The 11,916-nt window shown below is 64.9% G+C and carries 9 protein-coding genes; 8 read left to right on the top strand and 1 reads right to left on the bottom strand.

Annotated features, from left to right (window positions below; all coding sequences use genetic code 11):
• Window positions 1-85 precede the first annotated feature (85 nt).
• Window positions 86-1,561 carry an EAL domain-containing protein gene (locus AC0L2J_RS10090; protein ID WP_473389035.1) on the top strand — a complete coding sequence of 492 codons (1,476 nt, stop codon included), beginning with the start codon at window positions 86-88 and terminating at the stop codon, window positions 1,559-1,561.
• 15 nt (window positions 1,562-1,576) lie between these two features.
• A complete protein-coding gene (locus tag AC0L2J_RS10085; protein ID WP_007614903.1) occupies window positions 1,577-2,431 on the top strand; it encodes a TIGR01459 family HAD-type hydrolase in 855 nt (284 codons plus the stop codon).
• A gap of 121 nt (window positions 2,432-2,552) precedes the next feature.
• Here AC0L2J_RS10085 and AC0L2J_RS10080 read toward each other — a convergent pair whose 3' ends face one another.
• The gene (locus AC0L2J_RS10080; RefSeq protein ID WP_007596883.1) at window positions 2,553-2,948 is read right to left on the bottom strand and encodes a response regulator; all 396 of its coding nucleotides are present in this window, start codon (window positions 2,946-2,948) and stop codon (window positions 2,553-2,555) included.
• 228 nt (window positions 2,949-3,176) lie between these two features.
• On the opposite strand from AC0L2J_RS10080, the gene AC0L2J_RS10075 reads away from it, so the two are divergent.
• The 6 genes from AC0L2J_RS10075 (at window position 3,177) to AC0L2J_RS10050 (ending at window position 11,800) form a co-directional block, all read left to right on the top strand.
• The gene (locus AC0L2J_RS10075; protein WP_007614906.1) at window positions 3,177-4,148 is read left to right on the top strand and encodes a bifunctional riboflavin kinase/FAD synthetase; all 972 of its coding nucleotides are present in this window, start codon (window positions 3,177-3,179) and stop codon (window positions 4,146-4,148) included.
• Window positions 4,149-4,351: 203 nt separating this feature from the next.
• A complete protein-coding gene (gene ileS, locus AC0L2J_RS10070) occupies window positions 4,352-7,360 on the top strand; it encodes an isoleucine--tRNA ligase (protein WP_473389034.1) in 3,009 nt (1,002 codons plus the stop codon).
• Window positions 7,361-7,524: 164 nt separating this feature from the next.
• Window positions 7,525-8,019: a signal peptidase II gene (gene lspA / locus AC0L2J_RS10065; RefSeq protein WP_007614911.1), complete on the top strand. Its 495-nt coding sequence runs from the start codon at window positions 7,525-7,527 to the stop codon at window positions 8,017-8,019.
• A gap of 97 nt (window positions 8,020-8,116) precedes the next feature.
• Window positions 8,117-8,851: a hypothetical protein gene (locus tag AC0L2J_RS10060; protein ID WP_473389417.1), complete on the top strand. Its 735-nt coding sequence runs from the start codon at window positions 8,117-8,119 to the stop codon at window positions 8,849-8,851.
• A 193-nt stretch (window positions 8,852-9,044) separates the two neighbouring features.
• Window positions 9,045-10,436, top strand: a complete 1,392-nt coding sequence (locus tag AC0L2J_RS10055) for a M16 family metallopeptidase (protein ID WP_007614914.1) — start codon at window positions 9,045-9,047, stop codon at window positions 10,434-10,436.
• Window positions 10,433-11,800, top strand: coding sequence for a M16 family metallopeptidase (locus tag AC0L2J_RS10050; protein ID WP_473247205.1), 1,368 nt, complete (start codon window positions 10,433-10,435; stop codon window positions 11,798-11,800). Before AC0L2J_RS10055 ends, AC0L2J_RS10050 begins: the two co-directional genes overlap by 4 nt.
• Window positions 11,801-11,916: the final 116 nt, after the last annotated feature.

The following is an 11,916-nucleotide window of genomic DNA, read 5'->3' as shown; positions in this document are numbered from 1 at the left end:
TGGGGGAGCATGCGGCGTGACGGGTTCGAGACAGCACCCGTATTTTCCCGGTCAGGCAGTCAGCTCTTGAGGCGTAACGCGCGGCATGATTCGTATTTCGACGATCTTCATCGCCATCTGCATGGTTCTGGTCGCCGCCTCGCTTGGGCTCGTGCTCTACGCGGTCGCCGGGATCAGCGGAACCGAATCCGCGATCGTGGCGCTGACGGCGCTGACCTTCCTGATCCTCTACAATGCAGTGTCGATGCGACTGCGCGACCGCAGCGACGTCGGCGGCCAGATCACCGATCTTTCGCGCGGCACCGCCGACCTCGCCCGCCAGGTCGCCGAGTTCGGCCGCCGGCTTGCCACGATCGAAGCACGCATCGCCTCCTCCAATTCGGCCAACTCAGACCGCATCCAGTCGGTGGTCGGCGAGATCAACGAGCTCGGCGGATTGGTCAGGCAGCTCGCCACCACCGTATCGGCGCATGAGGATCTGATGGCCGGCAACGCGCCGGCCCCCGCCCCCGCTCCGGTCGCGAGGCTGGAGCCGGACGCGCCGCTCGACCTGATGGCTTCATTCGAGGAGGAGCGGCCGGCCACCCCTCCCCCGGCGCCCGCGCCGCCGCCACGGCCGGCACCACCGTCAATCCCGACCCAGACCGCCAATCCGGTTCAGACCGCCAACGGCCGCAACCAGACCCAATTGCTGGCGACGCTCCGCAACGCGATCGACGAGAACCGCATCGACATCTTCCTCCAGCCGATGGTGACGCTGCCACAGCGCAAGGTCCGCTTCTACGAGGCCGTGACGCGCCTGCGCGACGAGCGCGACCAGCTGGTCGCGGCCGAGGAGTTCATCAGCATCGCCGAGGCCTCCGGCCTGATCGGGCGCATCGACAACATGGTGATGCTGCGCTGCGTGCAGGTGCTGCGACGCCTGATGGTACGCAACAAGGAGGTCGGCGTGTTCTGCAACGTCGCGGCTTCCACGCTCGGCAATTCCACGACCTTCGCGCAATACCTCGATTTCCTCGAAGCCAACCGGGCGCTGGCGCCCTCGCTGGTGCTGGAGTTCAAGCAATCGACCTTCCGCAATCTCGGCCCGGCCGAGACCGAGAATCTCGCCGCGCTCGCCCAGCGCGGCTTCCGTTTCTCGATCGACCATGTCACCGATTTGCGTATCGAACCGCGCGAGCTCGCCGATCGCGGCGTGCGCTTCATCAAGGTGCCTGCCTCGCTCCTGCTCGACCCCAGGCAGGCTTCGGCCTCGGACATCCATCCGTCCGACCTCTCCGACCTGCTCGGCCGCTTCGGCATCGATCTGATCGCCGAGCGGATCGAGGGCGAGCGAGCCGTGATCGACCTGCTCGACTATGACGTGCGGTTCGGCCAAGGGTTCCTGTTCGCGCCGCCCCGGCCATTGCGGCCGGAGGGGTCATCTGCTACCGCCGCGCCGAACCAGGCACAGGACACTCAGGGATCCAATGGCTCCGGCACACCGAGCTCAAGCGCAACGTCGGCTGCGTCCGCGCCACAGCGCGTCACCGGCAACGCCGCGCTCGCGCGCCGCATCTGATCGGCCGCGCGCATCATGACCACGCTGCATTTCGCCGAAAGCCTGCGTGAACTCGTGGCTGGCGTGGACGTCGTGCTCAGCGACATCTGGGGCGTGGTCCATAACGGTCTCGAATCCTTCCCCGAAGCCTGCGAGGCGCTGCACACCTATCGCAGCCACGGCGGTACGGTCATCCTGATCACCAACGCGCCGCGCCCGGCCGACTCCGTGCAGCGGCAATTGCGCAAGCTCGGCGTCGCCGACGAGACCTATGACGCGATCGTGTCCTCGGGCGACCTGACGCGGCTCTATGTCGCCGACCATCCCGGCCGCAAGATGTTCTGGCTCGGCCCCGAGCGCGACAACTCGATCTATCGCGGCCTCGATGCGGCGACCGCGCCGCTGGAGGAAGCCGATTACATCGTCTGCACCGGCCTCTATGACGACGAGACCGAGACGGCGGAAGACTATCGCGGCATGATGCTGAAGGCGCGCGAGCGCAAGCTGACGCTGGTTTGTGCCAACCCCGACATCGTGGTGGAACGCGGCGACCGGCTGATCTATTGCGCCGGCGCGATCGCGGAGCTCTATCGCGAGCTCGGCGGCGAGGTGATCTTCTACGGCAAGCCGCACCGGCCGATCTACGAGCGCGCGATGGCGCTCGCCGGCGAACGCCAAGGCCACCAGATCGACCGTAAAAAGGTGCTCGCGATCGGCGATTCCGTCCGGACCGACCTCACCGGCGCGCGCGCGTTCGGCATCGATTGCCTGTTCGTGACCCGCGGCATCCATGCCGAGGAGTTCGAGGGTCTCGACCAGCTCGACCCGGCTTCGGTGCTGGAATTGTTCGGCCATCCACCGAAGGCGCTGATGCGCGAACTGAAGTGGTAGCGAGGCTGATCGTCGTTCCCGGTTGATTTGGGGCATCGAATCCGGAACGACGAACCCGACGCAGAAAGCCCGGGACAATCGCCCGGGCCTTCCGAATTCAATCGATGGCTTCGATCGCGCCTTACGCGCTCGCCATGTCCGGGAAGACCGCCTCGATCTTGGTCTTCAGCGTCGCCGCGTTGAACGGCTTGACGATGTAGTTGTTCACGCCGGCCTTCTTGGCCGCGATCACGTTCTCGGTCTTCGATTCGGCCGTGATCATGATGAAGGGCGTGGTGGCGAGGTTCGGATCCGCGCGCACTTCGCGCAGCAGGTCGTAACCCGTCATCGGCTCCATGTTCCAGTCGGAAATCACGAGCCCGTACTTCTTGCCGCGCATCTTGTTCAGCGCTGCCGAACCGTCGCTTGCATCATCGATATTCTCGAAGCCAAGCTGCTTCAGGAGGTTCCTGATGATACGGATCATGGTGCTGTAGTCGTCAACCACCAGAACCGACATCGACAAATCAACCGCCATCTCGACTCCCCCAAACGCAAACCAGGAAATATTACGATCGGACCAGCCGGGCCGGAGCCCCGCGGTTCCATGCCCAAGGACTAGCACCAAGGCGTTAAACAGCGCGTTAACTGGGAACGCCCCCGGTGGACTGATATCGCTTTCGATGCGGCCGCCCCCTCCCGCTTGACTTCATCCGGCCCGTCGCGCCACGGTCCCGGCCGGTCCCGCCGGCTCGAGATTCCCCTGATGGCTCCGCATTTTACCGTTATCCGCGACACCACGCCGGACTCCGCCATTGCAAGGGGTGCCGTGGTCGCCATGGGCAATTTCGACGGCGTTCATCTCGGCCATCGCGCCGTGATCGCCGCAGCCCTGGAAATGGGCCGGATACATGGCCGCCCTGCGCTGGCATTGACCTTCGAGCCGCATCCGCGCCGGTTTTTCAGCCCCAACACCCCGCAATTCCGCCTGACGGACGAGCGTGCCAAGCTACGGCTTCTGGCCGGCACCGGACTTGACGGCGCCGTGGTCATGACCTTCGACAAGTCCCGCGCCGGGACCAGCGCGCAAGACTTCATTCACCACGACCTGATCGGGCGCCTGGGCATCGGCGGAATCGCCGTCGGCTACGACTTCCATTTCGGCAAGGGTCGGGTCGGCTCGCCGAGCCTCCTCGTCAACGAGGCGCCCCGGCTCGGCATCGAGGTCGACGTGCAGCCGCATGTCGATATCGACGAGCGGCCGGTCTCGTCCAGCGCGATCCGGATCGCGCTCGCCGAAGGCCAACTCGACGAGGCCACGGCCATGCTCGGCGCGCCCTGGTTCATCACCGGCGAGGTCATCCACGGCGAGAAGCGCGGCCGCGACCTCGGTTATCCCACCGCCAATATCCGCCTCGATGCCAATTGTGGCCTCAAGCACGGCATCTATGCGGTGCGGGTCGGCCGCGGCGCGGAGCGGCTGGATGGGGTGGCAAGCTTCGGCCGCCGCCCGACGTTTGATAATGGTGCGCCGCTGCTGGAAATCTTCCTGTTCGACTTCAAGGGCGATCTTTACGGACAGACGCTCGACTGCGCCTTTATCGGCTTCATCCGCGAGGAGCTGAAATTCGACAGCCTGGAGGCCCTGATCCGCCAGATGGACGACGATTCCGCCCGTGCCCGCGCCATGCTCGCCGCCGCCCCGGACGCGTTTCCGAGGCTTGGGACGATCGACTGAGGCCGAAAACGGGCGCGCCGAACCTTTTGCGCTTCCCTTGGCCCCCTGCTATGGAGAGCCCATGTTTGCGCGGCGCATCATAGGGATTAGCGGCCCGGCTTCCGCCTGAGCCTTCGGCTCGGCGCAAGACCGGGATGTTGTCGTTTCACCCGCGATTCCGCATCGCCATCCGTTCCCGCGCCCCTTCCGAGCCAGTCAGCCTCATGTCCGACAAGCCACAAAAGTCCCAAAAATCCGAAGCCAAAGACTATTCGAAAACCCTGTTCCTGCCGCAGACCGAATTCCCGATGCGCGCCGGCCTGCCGCAGCGCGAGCCGGAGCTGCTGAAATACTGGAACGACATCGGCCTTTACGACAAGCTGCGCCAGGAAGCCCAGGGCCGCGCCAAATTCGTGCTGCATGACGGCCCGCCCTACGCCAACGGCAACATCCATATCGGGCACGCGCTGAACAAGATCCTCAAGGACGTCGTGACCAAGAGCCAGCAGATGCTCGGCTTCGACTCCAACTATGTGCCCGGCTGGGACTGCCACGGCCTGCCGATCGAATGGAAGATCGAGGAGGAGAACTACCGCTCCAAGGGCAAGCAGAAGCCCGACTTCCGCGACTCCGCCGCGATGGTGGCATTCCGCAAGGAATGCCGCGCCTATGCGACACACTGGATCAACGTGCAGCGCGAGGAGTTCAAGCGGCTCGGCATCATCGGCGACTGGAATCATCCTTATCAGACGATGAGCTATCCGGCCGAAGCGCAGATCGCCCGCGAGCTGATGAAGTTTGCCGCCAACGGTACGCTGTATCGCGGCTCCAAGCCGGTGATGTGGAGCGTGGTCGAGAAGACCGCGCTTGCAGAGGCCGAGGTCGAGTACGAGGACTACACCTCCGACATGGTGTGGGTGAAGTTTCCCGTCACGTCCCCGGCACATGGTGCGCTCGCCAATGCTTCGGTCGTGATCTGGACCACCACGCCCTGGACACTGCCCGGCAACCGCGCGATCTCGTTCTCGCCGAAGATCGCCTACGGCCTCTACAAGGTGACGGATGCGGCCGCAGACAATTGGGCGAAGACCGGCGATCTCCTGATCCTGGCCGATGCGCTCGCCGCAGAGGTATTCAAGCAGGCGCGCGTCACGGCCTATGAGAAGCTGCGCGACATTCCCGGCGACACCTTGGACGCCGTGGAGTGCGCCCATCCCTTGCGCGGCCTCGATGGCGGCTACGAATTCATCGTGCCGCTGCTCGCCGGCGAGCATGTCACCGACGATACCGGCACCGGCTTCGTGCACACCGCGCCGAGCCACGGCCGCGAGGACTTCGACGTGTGGATGGCCAACACCCGCGAGCTCGATGAGCGCGGCATCTCGACCGCTATCCCCTACACTGTCGATGAGAACGGCGCCTATACCGGGCAGGCCCCCGGCTTCACCGGCAAGCGCGTGCTAAACGACAAGGGCGAGAAGGGCGATGCCAATGAGGCCGTGATCAAGGCGCTGGTCGAGGCCGGCAAGCTGCTCGCGCGCGGCCGCCTCAAGCACCAGTATCCGCATTCCTGGCGCTCGAAGAAGCCGGTGATCTTCCGCAACACGCCACAATGGTTCATCGCGATGGACAAGGACATCAGCGAAGATGGCCACGCCAAGAAGGGCGATACACTGCGGGCCCGCGCGCTGCATGCGATCTCGGTCACGCAATGGGTGCCGCCGTCGGGTGAGAACCGCATCAACGGCATGATCGCCAACCGTCCGGACTGGGTGATCTCGCGCCAGCGCGCCTGGGGCGTTCCGATCGCCGTGTTCGTGCGCGAGAAGAGCGACGGCTCGGCCGAGATCCTGCAGGACGAGATCGTCAATCAGCGCATCACCGAGGCTTTCATGGAGGAAGGCGCCGACGCCTGGTACATGGAAGGCGCCCGCGAGCGCTTCCTTGGATCGCGCGCGAAGGAAGACTGGAAGAAGATCGACGACATCTGCGACGTCTGGTTCGATTCCGGCTCCACACATGCCTTCGTGCTCGAGAATCGCCAGAACTTCCCGCAGCTCGGCAATATCGTCCGCAAGGTCGATGGCGGCGACGACACCGTGATGTATCTGGAAGGCAGCGACCAGCATCGCGGCTGGTTTCATTCCTCGCTGCTGGAAAGCGCGGGCACGCGCGGCCGCGCGCCCTACGACATCGTGCTCACCCACGGCTTCACGCTCGACGAGAATGGCCGCAAGATGTCGAAGTCGATCGGCAACACCGTCGAGCCGCAAAAGGTGATCAAGGATTCGGGCGCGGATATCCTGCGCCTGTGGGTCTGCGCCACCGATTATGCCGACGACCAGCGCATCGGTCCGGAGATCCTGAAGAACACCATCGAGACCTATCGCAAGCTGCGCAACACCGTGCGCTGGATGCTGGGAACGCTGGATCACTACAAGCCGGCCGACGCAGTCGCGCCCGCCGACATGCCCGAGCTCGAACGGCTGATGCTGCACGAACTCGCGGTCCGTGCTGCCGTCGTCCGCAAGGCCTATCAGGAGTTCGACTACAAGACCGTGGTCGCAACCTTGTCCGCCTTCCTGAACAGTGAGCTCTCCGCGTTCTATTTCGACATCCGCAAGGACACGCTGTATTGCGATCCGCCGTCCTCGCCGACGCGCAAGGCAGCGCTGACCACGATCGATCTGTTGTGCAGCTCGATCCTGAAATGGCTGGCGCCGATCCTCAGCTTCACCGCGGAGGAAGCCTGGCGCATGTACAGGCCCAACGCCGAGCCCTCGGTTCACCTGACGCAGTTTCCCGACGACCTCGAAAGCTTGCGCGACGACAAGCTCGCCGCGAAGTGGGAAGCGATCCGCAACGTCCGCCGCGTCGTCACCGGTGCGCTGGAGCTCGAACGCGCCGCCAAGAACATCGGCTCGTCGCTGGAGGCATCGCCGGGCATCTATGTCGCCGACCGCGACATGCTTGCAACCCTGTTCGACACCGACCTCGCCGAGATCTGTATCACCTCGAACTACGAGGTGCGCGAGGGCGAGGCGCCGGCTTCCGCCTTCCGTCTCGATGCGGTTCCAGGCGTGGCGGTTGTGGTGGAAAAGGCGGTCGGCACCAAATGCGCCCGTTCCTGGAAGATTTCGCCGACGGTGGGTGAAGACCCCGAATACCCCGACGTCACCCCGCGCGACGCCAAGGCGCTGCGCGAATGGAAAGCGCTGGGGGTCAGCGTTTAACTCTGCGTCGTCCCGGCGAAGGCCGGGACCCATAACCACCACCGCCGATTGCAGCGAAGGCTGATGACCACGAGTCTTTCAAACAATGATCGCCTCGGAGTATGGGTCCCGGCGTTCGCCGGGACGACGGCGGTGCTTGTGGTGGCGACAGAGATCACCCGCCCATGACCCCGCTTCGCGCCGGCATCCTCACGGCCGTGGTCACGCTCGTGGCCGACCAGGCCTCAAAGCTCTGGCTGCTGAACATGTTCGACCTCGCCCGTCGCGGCGCGGTGACCGTGACCCCGTTCTTCGACCTGGTGCTGGCCTGGAACATCGGCATCAGCTTCGGCTGGCTCCAGAACGACGGTCAGGCCGCGCAAATGGCGCTGATGGCGGTCAAGGTCCTCGCCGTGGTCGCGCTGGCGATCTGGATGGCCCGCTCGCACACCCTGCTGGCAACCATCGCGCTCGGCCTGATCATCGGCGGCGCGATCGGCAATGGCATCGACCGCCTGGCCTATGGCGCGGTGGTCGATTTCGCCCTGTTCCACATCGAGATCGGCGGAAAGACCTATAATTGGTACGTGTTCAACCTCGCGGACGTGGCCATCGTTGCTGGCGTGGCGGCGCTATTGTATGATTCCTTCCTGGGGGTACCCGCCGCAAAAGCGCCCTGATCCCGGCCGATACGGACCGGCAGGCGGAACCTTGCTTTTGCGAGGGATTATGCCGCGCGAGAGCGGCAAACTGCCACAATTTGGAACAGGTACAGTGATGCGCAGCTCGAAGACCAGCAGTTCGATGGTTGGAGACCCCCGGCAGGGGTTCTGGCGGGCGTTGAAATTGTCCGCTGTCGCGCTCGGCATCGGTCTCGTCATGTCGGCTGGCGCCGCCCGCGCCGGTGACGACGGCGAGGACGACGACGACATGACCTTCGAAGAGAAGCTCATCGACAATCTGATGTCCGGTATTGGCGCCAAGGGTATGGAAAAGAAGGGCATTGAGTACCGCGAGCGGTCGCCGCTGGTGGTGCCGCCCAAGCTCGATTTGCCGCCGCCCGCCAGCGCCGACGCCGCCAACGCACCGAACTGGCCGAAGGATCCGGACGTGAGGCGCCGCAAGGAGGCCGTCGCTCAGCGGAAAAAGGGCGGCCGCAACGGGGCAGAGGAGTACTGGAAAAACGCCCAGCCGCTGTCGCCCGCCGAGTTGAGCGCCAGCAAGACGGCCGCCGCCGAAAAGACCAGCAGGGATCCGGTCGCGCCGGGCGGCGATGTCAACCACCCGACGATGAGCCCGGCCGAGCTCGGTTATACCGGCGGTCTGTGGAACATGTTTTCGAACAACAAGAGCGAGAACAAGCCATTTACGTCCGAGCCGCCGCGTCAGTCTCTGACCGAGCCGCCGCCGGGATATCAGACGCCTTCGTCGAGCTATGCCTATGGTACCGGCGAGGATAAGTCGCGGCGGACCTATTTCGACGTCAGGTCGGGTAAGGAAAGGGAGCAATAGGCTCCTTGCCCGTCGCAACCAGGCGTAGACCCGCCGCAATCGTACGGTGTAGGCCGGACGCGGCAGATGACCTATTTTTAAGTACAACTTGACCGCGTTCTCTGCTTCGTGACCCGAAGCTCAAAGTTGCGCGGTGTAGCATGCCGTGTTTTCACGCCCGGACATCGGAGTCCGGGCTTTCACAAGGATCGTGATGTCCTCACACCGATCGGTTGCCTGCCTCTTCGCCGCGCTGCTCTCGACATCTGCCCTCGACGTCGGCAGCGCACTCGCCCAGACGACCGTCACGTCTGCGCCGCCCGCCAGTTTCACGCTCAGCAACGGTCTCCAGGTCGTGGTGATCCCCGACCATCGCACGCCCGTGGTCACGGAGATGATCTGGTACAAGGTCGGCTCGGCGGACGAGACGCCGGGCAAGTCCGGGCTCGCGCACTTCCTCGAGCACCTGATGTTCAAGGGCACATCGAAGCATCCGGTCGGCGAATTCTCCCAGACCGTGCTCCGCGTCGGCGGCAACGAGAACGCCTCGACCTCGGTCGACTACACCAACTATTACCAGCGGGTACCGAAAGAGCAGCTGCCGAAGATGATGGAGTTCGAGGCCGATCGGATGACCGGCCTGATCCTCAAGGACGAGAACGTGCTGCCCGAGCGTGACGTCGTGCTCGAAGAATACAACATGCGCGTCGCCAACAATCCGGACGCGCGGCTGAACGAGCAGATCATGGCGGCGCTCTATCTCAATCATCCCTACGGCCGGCCGGTGATCGGCTGGCATCAGGAGATCGAGAAGCTCGATCGCGAGGATGCGCTCGCCTTCTACCGCCGCTTCTATGCGCCGAACAACGCGACCCTCGTGATCGCCGGCGACGTCGAGCCCGCCGACATCCGCCCGCTGGTCGAGCGCAATTTCGGCTCCATCCCGGCCCAGCCCGCAATCCCGGCGCGCCGCGTCCGCCCGCAGGAGCCGGAGCCCGCGGCGCCGCGCTCCGTGACCCTGGCCGATCCGCGCGTCGAGCAACCCGGCTTGCGACGCTATTACCTGGTGCCCTCGGCGACCACGGCTGCGGCCGGCGAAAGCGCGGCCCTCGACGTGCTGGCGCAGCTGATGGGCAGCGGCAGCAATTCCTATCTCTACCGCGCGCTCGTGGTCGACAAGCCGCTCGCGGTCTCCGCCAGCGCCAGCTATTCGAGCATCTCGCTCGACCCGACCCAGTTCGCGATCTCGGCTTCCCCCAAATCCGGCGTCAGCTTCGCTGAGGTCGAGCAGGTGATCGACGGCGTCATTGCCGACATCGCGCAGAATCCGATCCGTGCCGAGGATCTCGAGCGGGTCAAGACCCAGCTCATCGCCGAGGCGATCTACGCTCAGGACAACCAGGCGGTGCTGGCGCGCTGGTATGGCGGTGCATTGACCACGGGCCTGTCGATCGAGGACATCCGGAGCTGGCCAGATCGCATCCGCGCCGTCACCGCCGAGCAGGTCCGCACCGTCGCGCAGAAATGGCTCGAGAAGAAGCGCTCGGTGACGGGCTATCTGATCAAGGACACCGGCGCCGCCAAGCGCGAGGAGAAGCGTTCGTGACCCATCCCTTCCTTCGACGCGTTGCATTCTCCTTTGCCACCGGCGCAGCACTCGCGCTCGCTACCGTTTCGCCGTCGCAGGCGGCTGCAAAGATCCAGCACTTGACCTCGCCGGGTGGCATCGAGGCCTGGTTCGTGCAGGATGCGACCGTTCCGTTGATCGCCATGGAATATTCCTTTGCCGGCGGCTCGGCCCAGGATCCCAAGGACAAGTCGGGCGTCGCCAATCTGGTCGGCGATCTCCTCGACGAAGGCTCCGGCGATCTCGATTCCAAGACCTTCCATGAGCGACTCGATCGCCGCGCCATCGAGCTCTCTTTCAGCGCAACCCGCGACACCTTCCGCGGCAGCCTGCGCATGCTGCGCGACAACAAGGACGAGGCCTTCGACCTGCTGCGAAGCGCGCTGACCTCGCCGCATTTCGAAACTGCCGACGTCGAACGCATTCGCTCGCAGGTAATCTCGGCCCTGCGCCGCGAGACCACCAACCCGACCTCGCTGGCGAGCCGCAAATTCCTCGAGGTCGCCTTCGGCGGTCATCCCTACGGTCGGCAGTCCAACGGCAACCTCGACAGCGTTCCGACCATCACGGTTGCCGATATGAAGGATTATGTCGGCCGCGTGCTCGCCAAGGACACGCTCAAGATCGCGGTGGTCGGCGACGTGGATCCCGATACGCTCGGCAAGCTGCTCGACCACACGTTTGGCAGCCTGCCTGCCAAGGCCAATCTCGTGCCGGTCCCCGACGTCGAGGCCGCAAAGCCGCCGCAACGCGCCTTCGTGACGCTCGACGTGCCCCAGACCGTGATCACCTTCGGCGGCCCCGGGGTGAAGCGCAGCGATCCGAACTTCATGGCAGCCTATGTCGTCAACCACATCCTCGGCGGCGGCGGGTTGTCCTCGCGGCTCTATCGCGAGGTGCGCGAGAAGCGCGGGCTGGCCTATTCTGTGTTCGAATCGCTGCTCTGGATGGAGCATTCGGCGGTCTTCATCGGCAATACCGGCACCCGCGCCGACCGCGCCGGCGACACCATCGACGCCATCGACAAGGAAGTGCGCCGGATCGCCGAGGAAGGCCCGACGCAGAAGGAGCTCGACGAGGCCAAGTCCTACCTCAAGGGCTCGCAGATGCTGGCGCTCGACACCTCCTCGAAGCTCGCGCAGGCGCTGCTGCAATATCAACAGGACAAGCTGCCGATCGACTATATCGAGAAGCGCAACGCCGTCGTCGATGCGGTCACCATGGACGACGCCAAGGCGGCCGCAAGGCGGCTCTGGGGCCAGGGCCTCCTGACCGTCGTCGTCGGCCGCGCTCCGCAGGCCGCGGCGCAACCGGCAGCCGCACCGGTGACGAAGTCGAACTGACTGGCCGTAGCGACCATTCCCGCACAGGGCACGCTGCGCTCCCTCCCCCCTTGTGGGGGAGGGGCAGAGAGGGGGGTAGCCACCGGCGAGAGCAGAGTTCGTGGCTACCCCTCTCC

Source organism: Bradyrhizobium sp. MV1.5 (genome assembly GCF_055807615.1).
The sequence above is the reverse complement of the archived record's forward strand: the minus strand, read 5'-3'. Positions and strand labels throughout refer to the sequence as shown.